We start from the raw sequence: 24,336 nt of genomic DNA, 5'->3' as shown, positions 1-24,336 counted from the left end.
GAGTGGACCATGATCTTCGGTGCTCCCCGCCCATCCCTGAACATTCCGTGATTGAGTCCCAACGCCATGAACACTGAATACCGCAAATCTTTACCTGGCACCCGATTGGATTATTTCGACACGCGCGCGGCGGTGGACGGAATCAAGCCTGGGGCCTTCGATACACTTCCTTATACATCGCGCGTGCTGGCCGAGAACCTGGTGCGCCGTTGCGACCCGGCCATGTTGACCGCATCGCTGAACCAGCTCATCGAGCGCAAGCGCGATCTCGACTTTCCGTGGTTCCCGGCCCGTGTGGTGTGTCACGACATTCTCGGCCAGACCGCGCTGGTCGACCTCGCTGGCTTGCGTGATGCGATCGCGCTGCAAGGTGGTGATCCTGCGCAAGTGAACCCGGTGGTGCCGACCCAATTGATCGTCGACCACTCGTTGGCCGTTGAGTCCGGTGGCTTCGATCCCGAGGCGTTCGAAAAGAACCGCGCCATCGAAGATCGCCGCAACGAAGACCGCTTCCACTTCATAAACTGGACCAAAAAAGCCTTCAAGAACGTCGACGTGATCCCGCCGGGCAATGGCATCATGCACCAGATCAACCTGGAGAAAATGTCTCCGGTGATCCAGGTGCGTGATGGCGTGGCGTTCCCTGACACCTGCGTTGGCACCGACAGCCACACCCCGCACGTTGATGCGTTGGGCGTAATCGCCATCGGTGTCGGTGGCCTTGAAGCAGAAAGCGTCATGCTTGGCCGCGCCTCCTGGATGCGTCTGCCGGAAAGCGTCGGCGTCGAACTCACCGGCAAGTTGCAGCCGGGCATCACCGCCACCGACATGGTGCTGGCACTGACCCAGTTCCTGCGCCAGCAAAAGGTGGTCGGCGCCTGGCTGGAGTTCTTCGGTGAAGGTGCCTCGGCACTGACCCTTGGTGATCGCGCGACCATCTCCAACATGGCCCCGGAATACGGCGCCACCGCCGCGATGTTCTATATCGACCAGCAAACCATCGACTACCTCAAGCTCACCGGCCGTGAAGACGAGCAGGTGAAACTGGTCGAGAGTTACGCAAAATTGACCGGCCTTTGGGCCGACAGCCTGAAGGGCGCCCAATACGAACGTGGGCTGACCTTTGATCTGTCCTCGGTGGTTCGCAACATGGCGGGCCCGAGCAATCCCCACGCCCGAGTGGCCACCTCGGACCTCGCGGCCAAGGGCATTGCCGGCCAGTGGGACGACGTTCCCGGCCAGATGCCGGACGGTGCGGTCATCATCGCGGCTATCACCAGTTGCACCAACACCAGCAACCCACGCAACGTCATCGCTGCTGGCCTGCTGGCGCGTAACGCCAACAAGCTGGGGCTGACCCGCAAGCCTTGGGTCAAGTCTTCCCTGGCACCCGGTTCCAAGACCGTCGCGTTGTACCTGGATGAAGCCGGCCTGACTGACGAACTGGAGCAATTAGGCTTCGGTATCGTGGCGTTTGCCTGCACCACCTGTAACGGCATGTCTGGCGCGCTGGATCCGGTGATCCAGCAGGAAATCATCGACCGCGACTTGTACGCCACCGCGGTACTCTCGGGCAACCGCAACTTTGACGGTCGAATCCACCCGTACGCCAAGCAAGCGTTCCTCGCATCGCCGCCACTGGTGGTGGCCTACGCCATCGCCGGGACCATCCGTTTTGACATCGAGAAGGATGTGCTGGGCCTGGATGCCGACGGCAAGGAAATTCGCCTGAAGGACATCTGGCCGAGCGATGAAGAGATCGACGCGGTGGTCAAGGCCTCGGTAAAACCGGAGCAGTTCCGCCAGGTCTATATCCCGATGTTTGCCATCGAGGAAGACACGGGTCCCAAGGTCAAGCCGCTGTACGACTGGCGCGAGATGAGCACCTATATCCGCCGTCCGCCGTACTGGGAAGGCGCGCTGGCTGGCGCTCGTCCGCTCAAGGGCATGCGCCCGCTGGCCGTGCTGCCGGACAACATCACCACCGACCACTTGTCGCCGTCGAACGCGATTATGCTCGACAGCGCAGCCGGTGAGTACCTGTTCAAAATGGGCCTGCCAGAGGTGGACTTCAACTCTTACGCCACCCACCGCGGCGACCACTTGACCGCGCAACGCGCCACCTTCGCCAACCCGAAACTGTTCAACGAGATGGTGCTGGAAAACGGCAAGGTGAAACAGGGTTCCCTGGCCCGCGTCGAGCCGGAAGGCCAGGTCATGCGCATGTGGGAAGCCATCGAAACCTACATGGAACGCAAGCAGCCGTTGATCATCATCGCCGGTGCTGACTACGGTCAGGGTTCCTCGCGTGACTGGGCTGCCAAAGGCGTGCGTCTGGCTGGCGTGGAAGCCATCGCGGCCGAAGGCTTCGAGCGCATTCACCGTACCAACCTGGTCGGCATGGGCGTGTTGCCGCTGGAGTTCAAACCGGGCACCGACCGCCACACCCTGGCTATCGATGGCAGCGAAACTTACGACGTCATCGGCGAGCGTACCCCGCGTACCACGCTGACCCTGGTGATCAACCGCAAAAACGGCGAACGTGTCGAGGTGCCAGTCACCTGCCGTCTCGACACCGCCGAAGAAGTGTCGATCTACGAGGCGGGCGGTGTTCTGCAGCGTTTCGCCCAGGACTTCCTTGAATCGACTGCGGCTGTCTAAGCACCATACTCAGGCGCGACGGCAACGTTGCGCCTGAGTCTTATCAGGACACTATTTCCATGGCTTACGTACCCCAGATCAAGATCCCCGCCACCTACATGCGTGGCGGTACCAGCAAAGGCGTCTTTTTCAACCTGCAAGACCTCCCCGTATCCGCACAGGTCCCCGGCGCGGCGCGCGATGCGCTGTTGTTGCGCGTGATTGGCAGCCCCGATCCTTACGGCAAACAGATTGACGGCATGGGCGGGGCAACCTCGAGCACCAGCAAGACGGTCATCCTGTCCAAGAGCACAAAGCCCGATCACGACGTCGATTACCTGTTCGGTCAGGTGTCCATCGATAAGCCGTTCGTTGACTGGAGCGGCAACTGCGGCAACCTGTCTGCCGCTGTCGGCGCGTTCGCCATCAGCAGTGGTCTGGTCGATGCCAGCCGCGTCCCGCATAACGGTATGGCGACCGTGCGCATTTGGCAGGCCAACATCGGCAAGACCATCATCGCGCACCTGCCTGTCACCGATGGCGCTGTCCAGGAAACCGGTGACTTCGAACTTGATGGCGTGACCTTTCCCGCTGCCGAAGTGCAGGTGGAATTCATGGACCCGGCGGCCGACGAAGAGGGCGCGGGCGGCTCGATGTTCCCCACCGGTAACCTCGTGGACGATCTTGAAGTGCCGGGTGTTGGCACATTCAAGGCCACAATGATCAATGCCGGCATCCCGACTATCTTCGTTAACGCGCAAGACATCGGCTATACGGGCACCGAGCTGCAGGACGCGATTAACGGCGATCCCAAGGCACTGGCGATGTTCGAGACGATTCGCGCTTATGGCGCGCTGCGTATGGGCCTCATTCAGGACCTTGATGAAGCCGCCAAGCGTCAGCACACACCGAAAATCGCTTTCGTCGCCAAACCGGCCGAATACGTGTCCTCCAGCGGCAAGCGTGTGACTGCCGATGACGCTGACTTGCTCGTGCGTGCGCTATCGATGGGCAAACTGCATCACGCCATGATGGGCACGGCCGCCGTGGCCATCGGTGCCGCTGCGGCGATCCCGGGCACGCTGGTGAACCTCGCTGCTGGCGGTGGCGCGCGTAGCGCTGTACGCTTCGGCCACCCCTCAGGCACCCTGCGTGTGGGGGCAGAAGCCAGTCAGGTAAATGGCGAATGGACGGTGACCAAAGCCATCATGAGCCGCAGCGCTCGCGTGCTGATGGAAGGATGGGTCCGTGTGCCCGGTGATGCGTTCTAATGTGCGCTACCGCTGAATACAGGGAACCTGTCAACGGTTAAACAATGCTATCGCGCCGATGCTCCTTGGCGCGATTCATTGCCGCATCGCGGTCTCTGTTTTCGACCGAGGCCGTGAGAGAGCATAAGTCCTGGATATTTAATGGCGAACTGACAGTAAAGTCCGCCTTTGCGCCTGTTCCAGTGCACAAAAAACGCTGCTCCTCGGGTAAACTCCCGGGATGCCAAAAAAATATTATGGGCGCACAAGCCTTCCCCGTATCTTCAATAGTGTCGTTACTCGACTGTTGGTACTGGCGCTGTGCATTGTTATCTCTGGTTCTGTCCTTCGCTATTTCGTGCTGACTCATTTTTTGCGTGAGGATTTGAGCGCGGTAGTGGAAAACCAACAATTAGCGTTGGCGACTTATGTTGCCCACGATATTGATGGAAAAATTGTTCAGCGCCAGGTCTTGCTTGAACGCCTTGCCGCCTCCTTGCCGACGCGTTTGCTTACGCAGCCTGAGCAACTACGTGCGTGGCTGAAAGAGCACTTCGACTTCCAAACGTTGTTCTCAGCGGGTCTATTCGTGGTAACGCCTAATGGCGTTCCAATCGCGGACTATCCTGTTCTGCGCGATCCGCTGACGATCAATTATGCTGACCGTGACTATGTTAAGGCTGGATTAGGCGGTGCTTCATTTGTCGGTCGTCCTGTGGTTGGCCGTGCTGCAAAAGAGCCGGTTCTGCCGATTTCTGCTCCGATCAGAAATGAAAGCGGTGTGGTTCAAGCTGTTTTGGTTGGCGTTACGGCACTGGCTGCCCCTGGGTTTCTTGATTCGTTACTCCAGAGTCGTATTGGTAATGCAACGGGTGGATTCTTGCTTGTCTCTCCGAGAGATAAATTATTTGTCGCCTCTTCTGATCTCGACAAGGTGCTCAAACCCACACCGCCCCCCGGCGTCGATGTGCTTCATGATCGGGCCATGGCGGGCTTTCGCGGTGCCGGGATCACGGTCGATGAGCAGGGTGTCGAAGAGGTCGCGGCAATGGTGTCTGTCCCGAGCACGGGCTGGTTTGTCGTCGGCCGTGTGCCGAGCAGCGAGGCGTTTGCGACGGTGGGGCGGATGCAGCATTTTTTGATTAAAAATGCCGTCTTCGCCATTTTGGTATTCGCTGTTCTCTCCTCGATCGGGCTGTATTTCGTCCTCCGTCATTTGTTTTATGCAGCAGAGCACGCCGACCGCATGACGCGGGATGAGTTGCCGCTCGAACCCTTGCCTGTCGTCCGCGATGATGAAGTAGGGCACTTGATATCGGCGTTCAATCGTTTGTTGATCAAACTCAATGACCATCAAACTGAACTGACCCGCATGGCTCATCACGATACGCTGACGGGTTTGCCCAATAGAGCGCATCTTTCTGAGCGGCTTCGCCAGGTATTAGCGCTCGCACGCCGCAATGAAACGCAGGTCGGCCTATTGTTCATGGACCTCGATGGTTTCAAGAATATCAACGACACGCTCGGCCACGAGGCCGGTGACGAGGTGTTGCGGCAGGTTGCGAAGCGCTTCGCCAATACGTTGCGGGAGTCCGATACCCTCGCGCGTATTGGTGGCGATGAGTTTGTTTTGCTGCTAAGTGACCTTGAGGACGACAATGCCGAAGAGGCCGTCAGCACTGTCGCCGCTAAGTGTATCGATGCACTGAAAACGCCATTTTTTATTTTCGGCACATCGTGCATCGTCGGCGTTTCAATCGGTATAGCACTGTGGGACAGGGAAAGCTCTGCGGATAATCTCCTGCGCGCCGCAGACAGAGTGATGTATCAAGCTAAAAAGACCGGGCGCGGCAAATATATAATCTACAAACATTAGCCAACGATGACCTGAGGCCCAAGACGGCTCTGTCATCAGTTGAGTCCGGTTGTATTCTTTTTGCTTTTTGATCTGTCGGAAAAGCGGTCAGTTTAATGTCCGCGAATATACTGTTCCAGTTTCCGGATAAGGTCAGCCTGCTCGGCTATCGCTTCTTTAATCAAGTCACCAATGGACAGCAGGCCGAGCAGTTGTCCGTCTTCCACGACGGGCAGATGACGCAGGTGGCTATCGGTCATGACCCCCATGCACGTCTCGATACTTTGGTGGGAGTTCACCGTCACGACGGGCGAGCTCATGATGGCTCTGACGGACGTGCCGATGGAGGATCTGCCCTGGAGAACGATCTTGCGTGCGTAGTCGCGCTCGCTGATAACGCCGACCACTTGACCCTCTTCGATCACCGGTAGAGCGCCGATATTTTTCTCGGCCATCACCCGCAGCGCCTCCAGCACCATCTGGTCTGGACCGATGGTGTGGACGTGCTGGTTGTGGATGGCCTTTAGCTTGAGCAGTTGTGCAACGGTCTTCATGAGGGTTTCTCCACTATCATTCTTATAGGTGGCCGCGAACCGCCCTGGCGCTGCGGTGCAGGCTGCAGCATCAGGACTGTTCTCACTGTTTAACGCTAAAGCGCTGCACTCACTCCAATCTCCACAGCATCCCCGTTCAAACGCACCGGCCAGACTCGCAGGTTCTGTTCCGGATACTCCAGGCAGCTGCCGTCTTCGAGACGGAAGTGCTGCTTATACAGCGGCGAGGCGATAACCAGGTCGCCCTTAAGATTACCGACGATGCCTCGACCAATAACATTTGCGCCTGACTTCGGGTCGCGGTTGTCGATGGCGTAGAGGGTCTTGCCTTGGTTGTCGGGCAGGTGGAACAGCGCGACCTGGGCGCCATCGAGCCAGGCGACGACACCGGAATTGGCCACCAGGTCTTGACGGCTGCACAGCATCCGCCATTGCGCAGGGCTTTCAATCGCGTGGCGGGGTTCGATACGGACGACGTTTGACTGGCTCATCAGAGCACCTCCTGGGTAACGGGAATCAGGTGGAGTTCGTTAGCATGCACCGGGCGGCGCTGGCCTCGTTCTTTGACGAAATGGATATCCGGGTCACCGCGCTCGTCGTTGACGAAGGTCCGGAAGCGCTTGAGCTTTTCCGGGTCATTGATAGCGTTGGCCCATTCGCATTCGTACCGGTCAATGACCAACTGCATCTGCGACTCCAGCTCCGCCCCAAGCCCCAGGCTGTCGTTGATGATGACGTCCTTGAGGTAGTCCAGGCCGCCATCCAGGCTCTCGCGCCAGACGGAGGTGCGCTGCAATTTGTCGGCGGTGCGGATGTAGAACATCAGGAACCGGTCGACGTAGCGCAGCAGGGTTGCGTCATCCAGGTCCGTGGCTAGCAGTTCGGCGTGACGCGGGCGCATGCCGCCGTTGCCACAGACATAGAGATTCCAGCCTTTCTCGGTGGCGATCACCCCGACGTCCTTGCTCTGCGCTTCGGCGCATTCGCGGGTGCAGCCGGAAACCGCAAGCTTGAATTTATGCGGCGCGCGCAGGCCCTTGTAGCGGTTCTCGAGGAGCAGAGCCATGCTCACACTGTCCTGAACGCCATAGCGGCACCACGTGCTGCCGACGCAAGATTTGACCGTGCGCAAAGACTTGCCGTAGCCGTGACCGGTCTCGAAACCGGCCTCGATCAGTTCGCCCCAGATGTCTGGCAACTGATGCAATTGGGCGCCGAACAGGTCGATGCGCTGGCCGCCAGTGATCTTGGTGTAGAGGTCGTACTTTTTCGCAACGGCGCCCAAGGCGATCAACTTGTCCGGGGTGATTTCGCCGGCGGCGATGCGCGGGATGATCGAGTAGGTGCCGTTCTTCTGCATGTTGGCCATGAACGTGTCGTTGGTGTCCTGCAGGTGCACCAACGATGGGTCCATGATCGGCTGGTTCCAGCATGAGGCTAGAATCGAACCCATCGCAGGCTTGCAGATATCGCAGCCAGTGTGGCCGCGTCCATGCTTGGCCAGCATTTCGTCGAAGCTGATGATGCCTTCCACACGCACCAGGGCGTACAGCTCCTGACGGGTATAGGCGAAGTGCTCGCAGAGGCTTTTGTCGACGGCGACGCCGCGGGCGCTGAGTTCGTGGTCGAAGACCTGCTTGAGCAGTGCGCTGCAACCGCCACAGCCGGTGGCGGCCTTGGTCTTGCCCTTGAGCTCGCCGAGGTCGACGCAACCCGCGTCGACCGCACAGCACACCGCGCCCTTGGTGACGTTATGGCAGGAGCAAATAGTGGCGGTGTCCGGCAGCGCATCGGCACCGAGTGTCGGTGCGCCGTCTGACAGCGGCAGGATCAGGCTGGACGGGTCCTTGGGCAGCGCTATGCCGTTCTGTGCGTATTGCAGCAGGGTGTCGTAATAGCTGTTATCGCCGATCAGTACCGCGCCCAGCACATGCTTGCCATCGGCAGAGACCACCAGACGGCGATAGCTGGCGCTGGCTTCGTCGATAAAACGGTAGCTCTTGGCGCCGGTAGTCGCCGCGTGAGCGTCGCCGATAGAACCGACATCGACGCCCAACAGTTTGAGCTTGGTCGACATGTCTGCGCCGGTAAAGGGCTCGTAATGCTGCCCCGCCAGTTGCGCGGCAACGTTACGCGCCATGCTGTAGCCCGGCGCGACCAGGCCAAAAATGCTGCCGTTCCAGGATGCACACTCGCCGATGGCGAAGATATCGGGGTCGCTGGTGCGGCAATGATTGTCCACCACCAGGCCGCCACGCGGCGCCACGTCCAGCCCGGCGCTGCGGCCGATAGCGTCCTGCGGGCGGATGCCGGCAGAGAATACGATCAGGTCGGTTTCAAGGAATTCGCCACCGTTGAAGTTCATGCGATAGGCATACTCTTCACCGATAACGATCTCCTGGGTTGCTCGTGAAAGGTGCACGCCGACGCCCAGGGCCTCGATCCGTGCCCGCAGTGCTTCGCCACCTGAGCTGTCCAGTTGCACCGGCATCAGTTGTGGGGCGAATTCAACGACATGGGCTTCCAGCCCCAGGGACTTCAATGCGTTGGCGGCTTCAAGGCCAAGCAGACCGCCGCCTACCACCACGCCGCGTCGGGCGTTGGTGGCGGCTTCGCGGATGGCGTCGAGGTCGTCCAGGGTGCGGTAGACCAACCGGGAGCGGCCTTCAGCACCGGGGATCGGCGGCACAAAAGGGTAGGAGCCGGTGGCCAGAACCAGGCGGTCATAAGCCTGGCGTCCGGCGCTGGTGACCACTTCCTTACGCTCGCGGTCAATCTCGAGCACCTGCACGCCGAGGTGCAGCTGCACGCCGTGGCGGGCATACAGATCGGCCTCGCCAAGTGCGAGGGACTCTGCATCACGGCCACCGAAGTACTCGGAAAGATGTACGCGGTCGTAGGCACGCTGCCGCTCTTCACCGAACACATGCACGTGATAGTGAGCGAGCGCGCCATGCTCGATCAACTGCTCGACGCAATGGTGGCCGACCATGCCGTTGCCGATGACGACCAGTGTTTCGCTCTTGATCGGGGTGGCGGTTGCGTTCATAACCTTTCCTCAGTCGAAGCCGCTGCCGTGGCATGGCCAGAAAAAAAAGCAAAAAAAACGCCTGGAGCCGTGTGACAGCTCCAGGCGTCTTTGCCTGGTATTCATGGATGTGTGGTGGGGTGATTAACCGAGGCCGCGCTGCCTGGTTCACCCGTCCTGCGCCAGTGCTGGCAGGTGGTCGTCGGTGACCACGCAAGGATGTCCTGTCGGAGATTTCTACAGGTTTGTCAGGACTAAAGCAGGTTTCATGCCAGTGCCGGCGGGAGGTCTTTCGATCCAGGGATCGCTAAGCAGGGGAGGGTTGAAGCGCTATACGGCGGGTCTTTTTCAGGTGCTCTCTACAGACCTGGCAACGTGATCGGGTCAATTGCCAATGAGCACATTGAACCAGAAGGGTGCGGATAAGTTTCCCGGTTCCCTCATTTGGGGCAAGGTAGGTCGTGGGTGATGGAGTCGACATTGCATGACTATTCCCCCCGCAAGCTGCTGCGCAGTCTGGAAAAGCGGGGGGAATGCTGATTGCCCTTATTTAGGCATATAAGCCAGTTGCCAGCGACGTGGGATTTTCAGTGCGGCAAACCCCAGGACGGCAGAAAGCAAGCCGCTGAACAATAGAGCTTTCATACCCAGTTGCTGCTCCAGCAATGCGCCGATCACTGCGCCTGCAAACATGCCGGTCCAGGGTATCAACTGAACTCGCCATCCATTTCTTCGTTCCCCCAGCATCCACCGGCCTAATCCTCGGCCGAATCGTGAGAGTGCACCTGTCACGTAAGTCAGGCCAATGGGGAAGCCATTGACCTCTTCGACGGCGGCGTTGAGCATGCCCATGGCGATAATAGCGGCCAACAGTGCCGGCAGTTGAGCGGTCAATGGCAAGGCTGCCGCAGCGCTCAGCAACGCAGCGATGCACAGCAGCAAGGGAAGGGCGCGTCGCCCTGTCATTCGGCTTACGACAATGCCCAGTGTATTGCCGCCGATAAACGTGGCAACGACGACAAGCAGTCGCAGCATAAGCCCGAAGTCGCCTTCGCTGATGGCCACGGCCAGGCGGGTGGTGTTGCCGCTCATGAACGATACGAAGTCGCCGGTTGCCATGAAGCCGATAGCGTCCGTCATGCCTGCCAATACCGAGAGGCCGGCAACCAGACAAAGGCCAACGCGCCCACGCCATTTCTGTGTGTGCAGCCGTGCGGGATTGGTAAGGTTTTTAAAGGGGGAAGGCAGCATCAGCGTATCGGGCTCCCTGGGATGATTCGTGAGGTCAAGGTGCTGGTATCGTCATATCTCAGCGCGGAGTATGAGGCAAAGCCCAGGGGATTTGAATTCGACGAATGCCTCTTCAAGGACTCCTTGCTTTTCGAGCGGGATTTTTCGTGGTTGCGCCAACAGTCAACCGGTTCATTTTAAGGCGACTTACCCACGCGAAGCATGGGTAAGCCAGATTACTTCGCCCTGACAGCGTTCATGTCCGGTCGTGCATTACCACAGCGGCACGATATAGCTCACGTAGAAGCGATTCTCATCTTGCATCGTCTGTCCAGTCATACTTGGATTGGCCCGGGCATTCTTCCAGGTGACACCCAGCCCCTTGAGTTTCCCCTCTGGCACTTGATAGGCCAGCGCAAGGTCGCGCTCCCATTCACTGCTACCACCGCTGGCCACCTTGATTTGGTCACCGTGGCCATAAGTGGCTGCGAAGCCCAGACCTTTGACACCCAACTGGCCAAAGTCATATTTGTACTGCGCGAGCCACGTGCGCTCGCCAGCGTGCTGGAACTTATTCAATTGCAGGTTGGTCAGCGCCGGGGTATCAGCGCCTGCGCCTGGACCCTGACGTGCGTCACCGCTGTTCAGGCCTGAGTCGAGGTAGGGGAAGTCGCTTTCGCCGGTGTTTTTCTGGAGACCCAGGCCCAAGGTATGGCCTGCCAGGCTATAGCTTTCCATCAAGCTGATGGTCGACTGGTTGATCTGGCCCTTTTTCAGGCCATCACCGTAGTAACCGGCGGTTGCATAGTCACTGTCCCCGGCTGAGTTGGCGCCGATGCCCAGGCTGCGGTAAGCACGAAAATCACTGGCGAGGCTGCCGACAGGTAGCTGAGTGGTGTGTTTGGCGCCGATAAAGGCTTGCTGGTAGTAATCCTGCAGGTTGGAGTACCACAGGCTCAAGGTTGTGTCGGCAATCCCCGTGTAATCGGCACCGCCATAGAGGAAGCGGTCGCTGAGCTTGTTACCGCCGCCAGTGGTCATGTCACTGTCGTTGGTCTCATTGCGGATTTTCGTCCGGATGATATCGCCACCGGTAAAGGTGAAGTCGGACAAATCCTTGGACACCAACTGCGCCCCGGTATTGGTCTGGTGGTACAGACGCCCATCGGTGTTGGCCAGCATCGGGTTGTTTTGATAAAGCGTGCCGATACGCAGCTCGTCTTTCAGGAAGCGCATTTTCAAGGTGGGGCTCAGAACAGCGAAGTCGCTGGCAGACTTTCCATCGTCCAGCGGGAACATGCTGCCTGGGTAACGACTTTGATGGTTTTTGTTGTTCAAGTCGCCGCCAGAGTCGAGTTTGAGGCCATAAAACGCCTCCACGTCCAGACCAACGCCCACCGTGCCTTCGGTATAACCAGACTTGAAGTTGAGCTGAAAGCCCTGACCCCAGTCACGGTAGCTTTTGGCCTTGGCGCTGCTGCCCGCCACATCGCGGCCTTGCTGATTAAGGTAGCGATTGAGCAACGTCAGATCGGCATGGCTGTCGTCAATAAAGTCTGCTTGAGCAGACATCATCACGCTGCCTAGCAAGGCGCCGACAATGGGTTTGTTGAGCTTCTTGATCATCATGGGTCTCGTTCACAGGAGTATTTCAAACTACTTATGCAGGGGCAGCCCGGCACAGCCGGTCAGCCACGGCATGGCAGCGCGGGCGGTTAACACCGTTGGCGCTGCAACATTTCGAAACGCATTAGGAAACAAGGACATGACAGTTATATGACAGGGCGCTCAGAGGAACGTCGCATTGACCGTTGCTTGAAAAGGTAGGTTGGTGGGGGAGTGTGAAGTGGACGGAGCTCTTTTCATTTTTTTTGCAGGGGATCTGATGGATCTAAATCCCCTTTAACCTGACGCGAATGTTTAGAGACAGGTCGCCAGCGCGCTAAGCCTGCGCTCTGCAATCGAATTACTCAGTGTCTGGTAATAATTGACAGTTGTGCCGGACGCCCCACCGAGCACATCAACGAAGTACTCCGAGCCCCTTGTGTAGACCGTGAGATCTTTCTGGCTACCGGAATGTATAAATGCATCACCTTCTACGCCAAAGACTGACTCATCCTGCCAGGCGAACTGGATACATTGGGCGACGAGCTGGCCTGACTTCTGAGATAAAAACGTCTTGTACGGGCCTTGGGATCTGGCCTCATTCATGGCCGGCGCTGTACATCCAGCCAACACCCCCAAGGTCAGGGCACCTATTAGCATCCGCATTATGTTTCCTCGTCCTGAAAATGCCGACTTTAGCACTCCGTAGTAATGAGTCCACTCACTCCATGCTCCATTGCTTTTTTTGACCCAAATCAAGCCACTCACTGCCACCCGATATATGTTCACGTGACGCACGGACGCAAACTCCGCTTGACGAGTAGAGTCAAGCGGATGGTCAGATCAAGCACGACAACTACCCCCTGCAGACACCGGCGTTTCGAGACCGCCGCACGGCTGACCTCGGGGATGCTTCTTGTTGTGTGTGTCGATCCGTGGCCCCGAACCGACCTCAACCATGAAAAGCCTGTCATGCAGGACACACGATGAAAGATTTCTCGCCTCTGGAGGCGCACGTCATTGCTGAGGTGGGTCTGAGCGAGTGTGAGGCTCAACTTCGTCTTGGCCGGGATGGCCCGAACGAGATGCCGGTTTCGCAACCACGAAGCGTGCTGCGTCTGGTTCGCCAGGTCGTGACTGAACCGATGTTTCTGCTGTTGCTGGCGTGTGGTGCGCTCTACATGGTGCTGGGGGATGCGCAGGAAGCGTTGATGCTTCTGGGCTTCGTCTTTGTGGTCATGGGCATGAGCTTTGTCCAGCAGCGTCGTAGCGAGCGCTCGCTGGACGCTCTGCGCGATCTGTCCAGCCCGCAAGCCCAGGTCCAGCGCGACGGCCTGCTACGCCGGATCGCGGCCCGAGAGCTGGTGCTGGGTGACATCGTGCTTCTCGCTGAAGGTGACCGGGTGCCTGCCGACCTGCAGCTCATCGACGCACCGAATTTTGCGGTCGACGAGTCACTGCTGACAGGGGAGTCGACATCGGTGGACAAGCATGCGTCGCCTTTGAACGTGATCGATGACGATGGGGCCATCGCACAGAATGCAGCGGATCTGTCGCGGGCCTTTTCGGGCACGCTGGTCACGCGCGGCACTGCGCGTGGGCGGGTTATCGCTACTGGCGAGCGCAGCGCGCTGGGGCGCATCGGCCAATCGCTCGCAGGGATCGTGGTCGAGACCACACCGATCCAGCAGGAGACGCGTTGGGTTGTCAAACGCGTGGCGCTCGTCGGCCTGGCACTGGCCGCTTCCCTCGCCGTTACCCACGCACTCATCCTCGGCAGCTGGCTGCAGGGTCTATTGGCCGGGCTTACGTTGGCGATGGCCATCCTGCCCGAGGAACTGCCGGTTGTGCTGACGCTTTTTCTGGGGCTGGGAGCCTGGCGTCTGGCCCGCGAGAAAGTACTGGCCCGCAGCATTCCCGCCATCGAGTTGCTGGGGGCGACGACGGTGTTGTGCGTCGACAAGACCGGCACGCTGACCGCAAACCGAATGACGGTGCGGCGCCTGTGGTCCGAAGAGGCAACTTACGACACCTCGCAGGCGGGAGCTGCACCGCTGCAGGAGGCGTTGCATGGCCTGCTGGAGTATGCGGTGCTGGCGAGTCATCGCCGTGCGTTTGATCCGATGGAGTTGGCCATCGGTGAAGCCGGCCAGCGCCTGCTGGCCAACACCGAACACCTGCACGGCAACTGGACGCTCGTCGACGACTACCCGTTATCACCCGAAATGCTGGCAATGTCCCGAGTATGGCAAAGCCCGGACAAGGGCTCGCCTGCTCGCCTCATTGCGGCCAAAGGCGCGCCGGAGGCCATCGTCGATCTATGTCACCTGGACGCCACGCGCAGTGCTGCGATCGCCAGACAGGTCCTGGCGATGGCGAGCGACGGCCTGCGCGTGCTGGGTGTCGCGCAGGCCACGTTTGATACAGAGGCGCTGCCGAAACTGCAGCATGACTTCGATTTTCAGTTCCTCGGACTGGTTGCTCTGGAGGACCCGGTGCGGCCCGACGTGCCGCAGGCCATCGCGGAGTGCAAAGCCGCAGGCATACGTGTCGTGATGATGACGGGCGACCACCCGGCCACTGCGATCTCGATAGCGCGGCAGGCGGGTTTGAGTGCTGAGGCGCCAGTCATCACCGGGACTGAGCTCGCCACCTTGAGCGATGAGGCCCTGACGGCGCGCCTTGCCGATACGCATATCTTCTGCCGTGTGCAGCCCGATCAGAAGCTGCGCCTCGTACGGGCATTCCGCGCTCGGGGCGATGTGGTCGCGATGACGGGCGACGGCGTCAACGACGCTCCGGCGCTGAAGGCCGCCGACATTGGCGTCGCCATGGGCGCGCGAGGCACCGAGGTCGCGCGCGAGGCGGCCGCGCTGGTGCTATTGAACGACGACTTTGCCTCACTCGTGACGGCGGTTCGTTATGGTCGTCGGGTGTTTGCCAACCTGCGCAAAGCGATTGCCTTCGTGGTGGCGGCGCATGTCCCCATCGTCGGACTGTCAATCCTGCCTGTATTGATCGGCTTGCCGATGCTGCTGATGCCGGTACACATCCTCTTCCTGCAACTCATTATCGACCCCGCGTGTTCGGTGGTGTTCGAAGCCGAGGCGCTGGAGGCGGATGCGATGAAGGTTGCGCCACGGCGCACGGATCAGCGTCTGTTCGACAGGGCCTTGATGGTGCGTGGCGTGTGGCAGGGGGGTGGTTTGCTGGTGTTGTTGCTGGGGACTTACGCGAGTGCGCACTTGGTGGTGCCTGAGGATGCCGGTCGTGATGACATGGCGCGAGCGCTGACATTTGTCGTGCTGGTGCTATCGAACCTCGCCCTGATACAGGCCAATCGCTCTTGGGTTCACAGCACCTGGCACAGCAGCAGTGCCTCCAATCGGCAATTCGGCTGGATCGCGGTGGGCACGATCGCCATGCTGTGTGGGGTGCTTTTCGTACCCGCCATCAGCCGGCTGTTTTCGTTCGTGACGCCAACGCCTGTGTTGCTCGCAGCGGCGCTCGGCGTCTCGACTTTGAGCCTGATCTGGTTCGAATGCGTCAAGTGGGGCCTTCGTGCCCGTTCAACCAACGCCCTTAAATCGAGGTGTCTGGATTGAGTATCAAAACACTGCCCGGCATCTTGTAAAGGATGCGCTCTGCCGTGCTTCCCAGCAGATGCCCCAAGCTTCGGTGGTGTAGCCGGCCCATAACGATAACGTCGATGTCTTGGCTCTCGGCAAAGCGGGCTAATACCTTGGAAGGGCTTCCCAGCATAAAGTGACGGTTCTCCACGGGAACACCGTTGCGTTCAGCCAATGTATCGAAGGCTACATTTTCCAGTTCGTACAAGGTCGGTGTAGTCGGTGCCAGGTTTGAATCGAACATCATTGAGGCACTGGCGTAGCTATAATCCGCCGCATCAATCATTGACAGGTCATAGGCATACACCACATCCACCTGAGCGTTGCATTGAGTACCCAGTTTCAACGCTTCGTGAATGATCGTGTCATTGAACCCGGAATACTGATCATCGGGATGCAGTAGATCAACCGCTGCAACGATTCTGCGAGGCGTAGGGTTATGGCTTTTTGCAACAAAGTGCAAAGGGTAGGGACACTCATGAAGCAGTTGCAGGTCCAGGGTGGTAAATACAGCGCGCTTTAGTAAGGACTCGTGTTGCAAATCCTTGATCACCAGGTCAACAGGCATTTCGTGCAAGTACGTGAGCATTTCCTTCAGGGGATGTTCAGCCCAGACCACTGCTGTCGTGACTTCTATGCCCAAATGACGTAGCGGATGCGCTTGCTCTTCCAGCCATTGACGATGGCGCTCGACATAGCTGGAGCGCATTTCCTCCAGTGCCCGCGCGTTGACCAGTCCGGCGGTCGCCAAGCCTTCCAGATAATCAAAGGCAACAATGTGCAAGGCAGCACCTTTGGCTTTTGCCAATGCTGCGGCGCGCTCAAACGCCGGGGTTTTCTCCAGCAAAGGAGGAACAATGAGCATGAGTCGCTGTTGATTGGTCATGATGCACCCCGGCGAAAAAGTCGTTAGTTGCCACCGATGGTAGCCGCTTAATGCAAGCATGCTCCAGGTCGTGGCGCAGTATTTGATGTGGATCAACCTTAATATAGCCAGTTGCGCAAGCAACCAGATGTTCGCGGCGCTGATGATCCCGAACAGGCTCCAGGCCAACAGATGCGCGATAAGGCTGTACATCCATACAGATAAAGGTTGCCTCAACCCCCAACACTGCGCATGCTGCACCTCATCCCCCGACGCAATGAACGATGATGACCATGCGGCTCTTCCTGTGTGAAAAACCTTCCCAGGCCAAAGACATTGCCAAGGTACTGGGCGCTGACAGGCGCGGCGATGGCTGCTGGGTGGGATCGAACGTCACGGTGACCTGGTGCATCGGTCATCTATTGGAAACGGCACCGCCGGACGCTTATGACGCCCGGTACAAACGCTGGGTCCTGGCCGATCTGCCGATCGTACCCAAAGAGTGGAAAATGCTGGTCAAGCCGAAGACTGCAAGCCAGTTCAAGGCTGTCAAACGTTTGCTCGGTGAGGCCCGTGAGCTGGTCATTGCGACGGATGCCGACCGTGAGGGTGAAATGATTGCCCGAGAGCTGGTGGAGTATTGTCGGTACCGTGGGCCGATCCAACGGCTCTGGCTATCAGCCCTCGACGATGCGTCGATCCGTAAGGCGCTGGCGGCGCTCAAGCCCGGTGTCGAGACGTTTAGTCTCTATCATTCGGCGCTGGGCCGCTCGCGCGCCGACTGGTTGATTGGGATGAACATGAGTCGCTTGTTCACCTTGCTTGGGCGCCAGTCCGGCTATCAAGGCGTGCTGCCAGTGGGGCGGGTACAGACACCGACCCTGCGCCTGGTCGTGGACCGCGACCGCAGCATTGCCGATTTCGTGCCGGTCCCGTATTGGGCGATTGATGTGCAGCTACTCTGCGACGGCGCGTATTTAACCGCCCAGTGGCGCGCGCACGAAGACACGTGTGACGAGCACGGTCGCTGCTTGAACCAGGCGCTGGCTCAAGAGGCTGCAGCCGCCATGGCCAAGGCCGCCAGCGCACGGGTGATCAAGCTGCGCACCGAGCGCATGCGCGAAGCACCGCCGTTGCTGTTCGATTTGGGGACTCTGCAGGAAGTGTGCTCCAAAAAACTGGGCTTTGGCGCTCAAGAAACCCTGGACATCGCCCAGGCACTTTACGAAACCCATAAAGTCATTACCTACCCGCGCAGTGATTGCGGCTACCTGCCGCTGAGCCAGCACAGCGAAGCACCAGGGATTCTGGCTGCCTTGGGCCGTGCCGATCCGGACCTGGCAGACCTGCTGAAACACATAGACCCCAAGCGCCGCTCGCGGGCGTGGAACGACGCGAAGGTCAGCGCCCACCACGGCATCATCCCGACTGCCGCAGCGATAGACCTTGGGCGCCTGGCAGGTAAGCACCGGGCGGTCTACACCTTGATTCGGGCGCGCTATCTGGCGCAGTTTCTACCAAACCACGAATACGACCGAACCCAAGCGGATTTTGACTGCGCCGGGCAGGCGTTGCGCGCAGTAGGCAAGGTGATCGTCGAGCCCGGCTGGCGGCGTGCACTTCCGCAAGCCGTGGCGCCCGCCAAAGGCCGCGAAGCGCCTCCGGCCCAAATCCTGCCGGCCCTGACCGAAGGGCAAGAGTGTGACGTGGCGGACGTAACGCTGAAAGACCTCTGGACCCAGCCGCCCAAGCCCTTCACCGAAGGCGATCTGATCAAGGCGATGAAGAACGTCGCCAAACTGGTAGACGATCCCCGACTCAAGCAGAAACTCAAGGACACCACCGGCATCGGTACTGAGGCGACGCGTGCCGGGATCATTCAGGGATTGCTCAATCGGGGCTATCTGATCAAGCAGGGCAAGGCATTAGCCGCCACCCCGGCAGCCTTCAGCCTGATCGACGCCGTGCCCCGAGCCATCGCCGATCCCGGAACCACCGCCATCTGGGAGCAGGCGCTGGATATGGTCCAGAGCGGCGAGATGAGCCTGGAGGACTTCGTGGCCAAACAGTCAGCCTGGATGAGCAAACAAGTGGGTCGTTGCGCTGGCTTGGGCCTGACCATTGCCGGACCCGCGAGCCCGGCGGGTCGCGGCAATACGCCCTGGAAGAAGAAGCGCAGTGCAGCTGCACCCAAGGCCGCGACCACCCGTAAGCGCCGTAAAGCCAAATAGCTTGGCTTGACTGAGACGCGGGTCCTAAAAAACGGGTGATCGGGCGACCTCACCGAAACCACTGCGACGGGAGAAATAGGCAAACGATGCAACGTTTGCCGCTGCTGGCGCTCATAGAGGTAGGCAATAGCGCAGACAGGATTGGCTTGAGGATGCTCATATCGCTTTAGGCGTTCTTCTCCAATCCACCTTAAAGAGGGAGTGACTGAACAGATGACGACCCCGGACAAGCAGTATGTGGAGTGGCTGGTCGAGCAGTCGATGCTCAATGCCGCCAAGCAGCGCGCCAAATTGTATTCGGGGCAGGGCAGGCTCTGGCAGAGGCCTTATGCGCAGACTCGCCCCCGAGATGCCTCGGCCATTGCATCGGTCTGGTTCACCGCTTACCCGGCATCCATTGTGACCCGTGAGGGCGGCTCTGTGTTGGAGGCGCTTGCCGATGAGACGCTGTGGCACGCCTTGTCCGAAATCGGTATTGAGGGCATTCACAACGGCCCACTCAAAACCTCCGGTGGTTTGCAAGGGCGTCTTCGTACGCCCAGCATTGATGGCAACTTCGACAGGATCAGTTTCGAGATCGACCCAGAGCTGGGCACCGACGCGCAATTTCAACGTTTGAGCCGCATCGCCGCTGCGCACAACGCCGTCATCATCGACGATGTGATTCCTTCTCACACGGGCAAAGGCGCTGATTTTCGTCTGGCTGAAATGGCCTACGAAGACTATCCAGGCCTTTACCACATGGTCGAGATCAGGGAGGAGGACTGGCACCTGTTGCCTGACATTCCGCAAGGTCGGGATGCGGTGAACCTCACGCCGGAAATCGTCGACTGTCTCAGAGACAAGCATTACATCGTGGGGCAGTTGCAGCGGGTTATTTTCTTCGAACCGGGCATCAAGGATACCGATTGGAGTGCCACACCGGTGGTTCAGGGCGTGGACGGAAAGGACCGGCGCTGGGTGTATCTGCACTATTTCAAAGAAGGGCAGCCATCACTCAACTGGCTGGACCCAAGCTTTGCCGCACAACAGATGATCATCGGCGATGCGTTGCATGCCATCGATGTCATGGGCGCACGGGTATTACGTCTCGACGCCAATGGTTTTCTCGGGGTCGAACGCAGGGCCGAAGGCAATGCCTGGTCAGAGAGTCACCCGTTGTCGATCACCGGTAATCAACTGCTGGGCGGCGCCATTCGCAAGGCGGGAGGCTTCAGCTTTCAGGAGCTGAACCTGACCCTGGATGACATCGCTGCCATGTCCCACGGCGGCGCCGATCTGTCCTACGACTTCATTACCCGACCGGCTTACCAGCACGCGTTACTGACCGGCAATACTGAGTTCTTGCGGCTGATGCTGCGTCAGGTCCATGTGTTCGGGATTGATCCTGCTTCGCTGATTCACGCGCTGCAAAACCATGATGAGTTGACCCTTGAACTGGTGCACTTCTGGACGCTGCACGCCCACGATACTTATCACTATCAGGGGCAGACCTTCCCTGGAAACATCTTGCGCGAACACATCCGCGAAGAAATGTACGAACGGCTGGCAGGGGAACACGCGCCCTACAATCTCAAGTTCGTTACGAACGGCGTGTCCTGCACCACGGCCAGCATTATCACCGCAGCCTTGGGTATTCGCGATCTTGAGGCGATCACAGATGCCGACATTCAGCAGATCCAGCACATTCATTTGTTGTTGGTGATGTACAACGCGATGCAGCCGGGTGTTTTCGCCTTGTCCGGCTGGGACTTGGTGGGCGCGCTGACGCTGCCAGCCGAGCAGGTGCAACATTTGATGCAGGATGGCGATACGCGCTGGATTCATCGGGGGGCTTACGATCTGGTCGACCTCGACCCTGACGCGGAGTTTTCGGCTGGCAACATGCCGCGTCCGAAGACGCTGTACGGCAGCCTGGTCGATCAATTGCAGCGGCCGGACTCCTTTGTTTCTCAGCTCAAGAAAATACTGGCTGTGCGGCGCGCGTACGACATCGCCGCGAGTCGCCAGATTTTGATCCCTGACGTGCAGCATCCAGGTCTGCTGATCATGGTTCACGAACTGCCAGCCGGGAAGGGCACCCAGATCACCGCACTGAACTTCAGTGCTGAACCCGTCGTCGAGACCTTGCATCTGCCCGACATCGCCCCCGGCCCGGTCGTTGATATCATCAATGAACGAGTCGAGGGGGATCTGACCGAGCAAGGCGAATTCACCATCACCCTGGACGCTTATGAAGGCCTCGCGTTACGGGTAGTGAGCACATCGCCGATGGTTTGAGGATGACCGGCCGGCTTCGCTCCTGCGGTCCATAGGTTTACTGACCCTTGGGACGCTCTGGCGCCGTTTGCCCAAACAGGATTTTCTTGCCGTCCTCGGTGACGGCGGGGCGGCTAGAGAAGGGTTCGCCTTTGGCGTAAGCCCGTATCGTCGCCGGACGGGCTTGCACGGCTTCAAACCAGCGGCGCAGGTTGGGGAAGTCGTCAAGGTTCTGTTGCTGTTGTTTCCATGGGACAACCCAAGGGTAGGATGCCATGTCAGCGATGGTGTAGTGCTCGCCGGCAATAAACTCCCGACCGGCCAGCCGACGGTCGAGCACGCTGTACAGCCGCTTCGTCTCGTTGACGTAACGGTTGATCGCGTAAGGAATTTTCTCGGGCGCATAGAGGCCGAAGTGATGGTTTTGTCCGGCCATGGGACCCAAGCCACCTACTTGCCAGAACAGCCATTCAGACACGGTTTTACGACCGCGAACGTCGCTGGGCAGGAATAGCCCGGTCTTCTCCGCGAGGTACATCAGGATGGCGCCAGATTCGAAAATCGTTATCGGCTCACCGCCATCTGCAGGTGCAGTGTCGATGATGGCGGGCATTCTGTTGTTGGGCGAGAAAGCCAGAAACTCTGGTTTGAACTGATCGCCTGCGCTGATATCGACCGGGTGGAGGGTGTAGTCCAGCCCGGCCTCCTCGAGAAACAGGGTGATTTTATGGCCATTGGGGGTGGGCCAGTAATAGAGCTCAATCATGGCGGATGCTTCCCATTGCAGTGGTGTGATGGTCGAGTAGGGCAAGGGCTGGACGCACCAAGCCTTCCAGCAGGTCTCGCTCTGGCCGTGCGCGGGCGAGGACGCGAATGCCCAGCAGGACGCCCAGAAGCAGGCGTGCCAAGTCATCGGCAGGCTGTGAGGTGGAAATTGCCCCGGTGTGCTGACCCGTTATCACGCAGCGGTGAAAAAAAGCCTCTATCTGCGTGAAAACGTCGGCAATGGCACGTTGGAACCCCGGGTCAAGGGGGGAGGCTTCGAGCGCTCCGTTCACTAGCATGCAGCCTTTGTTCTGCGGATCGTTCAGGGACCGTTCGATGATTTCGCTAAAGAATGCGCCAATCGCTTCACGTGGGGCCAGCTTCTCCAGGCGATTGATGCGTTCAACCAGGCGTTGCTCCAGGTAGTGGTCCAGCGCGCGTCGATACAGTGAACGTTTATCGCCGAACGCGTTGTAAAGGCTGGCGCCCGTGATCCCCATTTTCTGGGCAAGGTCGCGAATCGAGGTGGCTTCATACCCCCGTACCCAGAAGCATTGCACGGCTGCATCGAGCACGGCGGCTTCATCAAATTCTCTTGGTCGAGCCATCTCGCTGTTCCTCTGCATCAGGCGGACAAAGCCGTTGCCCCTTTGTCCTTTCCGAACTATTCTAAATCAATCGTTCTAAAACGCAAAGGCGAGGCATCTAGCGTGCTGCAATGGGTAATCTTCGCGATTAACGTGGTGATTGCTGTGTGGCGATAGCGTCGCTGAAAACTACCCCTCGCACGCTCCATAAGGGCTGAACGCCATGATCCGCTTCTATTTCCACCCGACACCCAACCCGGCCAAAGTCGCACTGTTGCTTGAAGAACTGGGCCTTGCCTATGAAGTCGTGCCGATTGATACCAGCAAAGGCGAGCAGCACACCCCCGAGTTCCGCGCCATCAATCCGAATGGCAAGGTACCGGCCATTGTTGACACCGAAGGACCGGGTGGCGGCGATGCCAGAGTGTTCGATTCGAGCGCCATCTTGCTCTACCTCGGTGAGAAAACCGGACGCTTTATCGGCACGCCTGTTGATCGTCCCGAGCTGCTGTCGTGGCTGTTTTTCATAGGCACGGGCCTGGGGCCATTCTCGGGCCAGGCTGTGCATTTTCAATACGCAGCGCCGGATGACAATGAGTATGCAGTGAATCGTTATCGCCGCGAGATCGAGCGGCACTATCAGGTGCTGGATGACCGTCTGAGCGGGCGCGACTACATCGTGGGTGATGATTATTCGATCGTTGATATGTCAGCCTGGGGTTGGCTGGATCGAGCGCCCCGCGTGATGAAAGGCGAAGCCGATCCGCTGGCTGCTTTTCCAAACCTCAAACGATGGTTCCAGACAATCGATGCTCGCCCGGCGGTGCTTCGAGCGCGAGCCGTCGGCAAGGACCATGCGTTCAAGAAAGAGTTGGATGAACAGGCGAGGCGTGCGCTTTTCCCCTCGAATTACTTGAAAAGCGCGGATTGAAATGTGCTTGTTGGCACTTCACGTTTCCTCTGGGCTCCGGTTCAGAGGGGCCCGACGCTCAGTCCACTTTTGGTCTCGCTGAATGCAATTCCTTGGTACCCTGTTTCGCCGCCGCAATAAGGTGAAAGACGCGAGTCCTGAAACCATGCATCCATGACCCTGTTCCCTGCCGCGACGTATTCAACCTATTAATTGCCTCTGGCGTGCGTGCTCCATGGCTATCAACTTCGACCTGAACGATCTCCAGGCTTTCCGCGCCGTGGTGGAAAAAGGCAGCTTTGGCAAGGCTGCCGAAGCGATTCATATTTCTCAGCCGGCCCTTAGCCGACGTATCGAAAAGCTTGAGGAAGCGTTGGGCGTCAAGCTGTTCGAACGCACCACACGCCGCGTCAGCCTGACCATGGTAGGGCGGGCGTTCGCACCGCGTGCCGAGCGTTTGCTCGATGACCTCGACGACGCATTGCTGGGTATCAGCGATGTCGCGTCGACACGCCTGGGCCATGTCACAGTCGCGTGTGTGCCGTCGGCGGCTTATTACTTCATGCCGCGGGTGGTCGCTCGCTATCACCAGCTCTACCCGAAAATCAGAGTAAAGGTGCTCGACGCCAGCGCTCACGACGTACACGACGCGGTGGTCAGTGGCGAGGCCGACCTGGGCCTCAGTTTCATGGGTAATCTGGATGTCGGGCTTGAGTTTGAGTTATTGGTACAGGACACCTATGTGCTGGCCTGCCGCCGCGACCATGTTTTGGCGAGTCGGGAGAGCGTGACGTGGCGCGAGTTTTTTGAGCACGATTACATTGCGGTGGATAAAACGTCAGGCAATCGCTTCCTGCTCGATCAGTCGCTGATTCACATTAAACCGGCGCGGCCGAGTGTCTGCGAAACACGGCATGTGGTGACGATG

The 24,336-nt window shown here is 58.9% G+C and carries 17 protein-coding genes; 8 read left to right on the top strand and 9 right to left on the bottom strand.

Going from position 1 to position 24,336, the window contains the following annotated elements:
* Window positions 1–66: 66 nt before the first annotated feature.
* From acnD to K0F75_RS17110, 3 genes are all read left to right on the top strand, one after another.
* The gene (gene acnD, locus K0F75_RS17120; RefSeq protein WP_219063139.1) at window positions 67–2,661 is read left to right on the top strand and encodes a Fe/S-dependent 2-methylisocitrate dehydratase AcnD; all 2,595 of its coding nucleotides are present in this window, start codon (window positions 67–69) and stop codon (window positions 2,659–2,661) included.
* A gap of 59 nt (window positions 2,662–2,720) precedes the next feature.
* Window positions 2,721–3,911, top strand: coding sequence for a 2-methylaconitate cis-trans isomerase PrpF (prpF, locus tag K0F75_RS17115; RefSeq protein WP_219063138.1), 1,191 nt, complete (start codon window positions 2,721–2,723; stop codon window positions 3,909–3,911).
* Window positions 3,912–4,131: 220 nt separating this feature from the next.
* Window positions 4,132–5,766 (top strand): sensor domain-containing diguanylate cyclase, encoded by a 1,635-nt coding sequence (locus K0F75_RS17110; RefSeq protein ID WP_219063137.1) that lies wholly within the window; start codon window positions 4,132–4,134, stop codon window positions 5,764–5,766.
* A gap of 92 nt (window positions 5,767–5,858) precedes the next feature.
* Here the strand turns inward: K0F75_RS17110 and K0F75_RS17105 are convergent, their stop codons facing one another.
* The 6 genes from K0F75_RS17105 to K0F75_RS25835 all read right to left on the bottom strand — a co-directional run bounded on the left by K0F75_RS17105 (window position 5,859) and on the right by K0F75_RS25835 (window position 12,828).
* Window positions 5,859–6,299: a CBS domain-containing protein gene (locus tag K0F75_RS17105; RefSeq protein ID WP_219063136.1), complete on the bottom strand. Its 441-nt coding sequence runs from the start codon at window positions 6,297–6,299 to the stop codon at window positions 5,859–5,861.
* A gap of 95 nt (window positions 6,300–6,394) precedes the next feature.
* Window positions 6,395–6,790 (bottom strand): nitrite reductase small subunit NirD, encoded by a 396-nt coding sequence (gene nirD, locus K0F75_RS17100; protein WP_219063135.1) that lies wholly within the window; start codon window positions 6,788–6,790, stop codon window positions 6,395–6,397.
* Window positions 6,790–9,348, bottom strand: a complete 2,559-nt coding sequence (gene nirB / locus K0F75_RS17095) for a nitrite reductase large subunit NirB (protein ID WP_219063134.1) — start codon at window positions 9,346–9,348, stop codon at window positions 6,790–6,792. Before nirB ends, nirD begins: the two co-directional genes overlap by 1 nt.
* Before the next feature lie 525 nt (window positions 9,349–9,873).
* Window positions 9,874–10,578, bottom strand: a complete 705-nt coding sequence (locus K0F75_RS17090) for a YoaK family protein (RefSeq protein ID WP_219063133.1) — start codon at window positions 10,576–10,578, stop codon at window positions 9,874–9,876.
* A 252-nt stretch (window positions 10,579–10,830) separates the two neighbouring features.
* Complete coding sequence (locus K0F75_RS17085) at window positions 10,831–12,183, bottom strand: OprD family outer membrane porin (RefSeq protein WP_219063132.1); 1,353 nt, start codon at window positions 12,181–12,183, stop codon at window positions 10,831–10,833.
* 294 nt (window positions 12,184–12,477) lie between these two features.
* Window positions 12,478–12,828 carry a hypothetical protein gene (locus tag K0F75_RS25835; protein ID WP_257604419.1) on the bottom strand — a complete coding sequence of 117 codons (351 nt, stop codon included), beginning with the start codon at window positions 12,826–12,828 and terminating at the stop codon, window positions 12,478–12,480.
* A 320-nt stretch (window positions 12,829–13,148) separates the two neighbouring features.
* On the opposite strand from K0F75_RS25835, the gene K0F75_RS17080 reads away from it, so the two are divergent.
* Window positions 13,149–15,767, top strand: a complete 2,619-nt coding sequence (locus tag K0F75_RS17080; protein WP_257604418.1) for a cation-translocating P-type ATPase — start codon at window positions 13,149–13,151, stop codon at window positions 15,765–15,767.
* Here K0F75_RS17080 and K0F75_RS17075 read toward each other — a convergent pair.
* The gene (locus K0F75_RS17075; protein WP_219063131.1) at window positions 15,745–16,677 is read right to left on the bottom strand and encodes a universal stress protein; all 933 of its coding nucleotides are present in this window, start codon (window positions 16,675–16,677) and stop codon (window positions 15,745–15,747) included. The two genes, K0F75_RS17080 and K0F75_RS17075, sit on opposite strands and share 23 nt — an antisense overlap.
* Before the next feature lie 272 nt (window positions 16,678–16,949).
* Here K0F75_RS17075 and K0F75_RS17070 point away from each other — a divergent pair, with 272 nt between their 5' ends.
* Both K0F75_RS17070 and treS read left to right on the top strand, forming a co-directional pair.
* Complete coding sequence (locus tag K0F75_RS17070; protein ID WP_219063246.1) at window positions 16,950–18,887, top strand: DNA topoisomerase III; 1,938 nt, start codon at window positions 16,950–16,952, stop codon at window positions 18,885–18,887.
* 213 nt (window positions 18,888–19,100) lie between these two features.
* The gene (gene treS / locus K0F75_RS17065) at window positions 19,101–21,167 is read left to right on the top strand and encodes a maltose alpha-D-glucosyltransferase (RefSeq protein ID WP_219063130.1); all 2,067 of its coding nucleotides are present in this window, start codon (window positions 19,101–19,103) and stop codon (window positions 21,165–21,167) included.
* Between the two features lie 37 nt (window positions 21,168–21,204).
* On the opposite strand, the gene K0F75_RS17060 is transcribed toward treS, so the two are convergent.
* A complete protein-coding gene (locus K0F75_RS17060; protein WP_219063129.1) occupies window positions 21,205–21,912 on the bottom strand; it encodes a glutathione binding-like protein in 708 nt (235 codons plus the stop codon).
* Entirely contained in the window at window positions 21,905–22,519 is a 615-nt protein-coding gene (locus tag K0F75_RS17055) for a TetR/AcrR family transcriptional regulator (protein ID WP_219063128.1), read from the bottom strand. Before K0F75_RS17055 ends, K0F75_RS17060 begins: the two co-directional genes overlap by 8 nt.
* Window positions 22,520–22,721: 202 nt before the next feature.
* Here K0F75_RS17055 and K0F75_RS17050 point away from each other — a divergent pair, with 202 nt between their 5' ends.
* Complete coding sequence (locus K0F75_RS17050) at window positions 22,722–23,429, top strand: glutathione S-transferase family protein (protein WP_219063127.1); 708 nt, start codon at window positions 22,722–22,724, stop codon at window positions 23,427–23,429.
* A 214-nt stretch (window positions 23,430–23,643) separates the two neighbouring features.
* Window positions 23,644–24,336, top strand: a 693-nt coding sequence (locus K0F75_RS17045; protein ID WP_257604417.1) for a LysR family transcriptional regulator, incomplete at its 3' end; no start/stop codon positions are given.

It is taken from the genome of Pseudomonas sp. UMAB-08, from assembly GCF_900095225.1.
Taxonomy (GTDB): Bacteria; Pseudomonadota; Gammaproteobacteria; order Pseudomonadales; family Pseudomonadaceae; genus Aquipseudomonas.
This window is presented reverse-complemented; position numbering and strand designations above follow the sequence as displayed.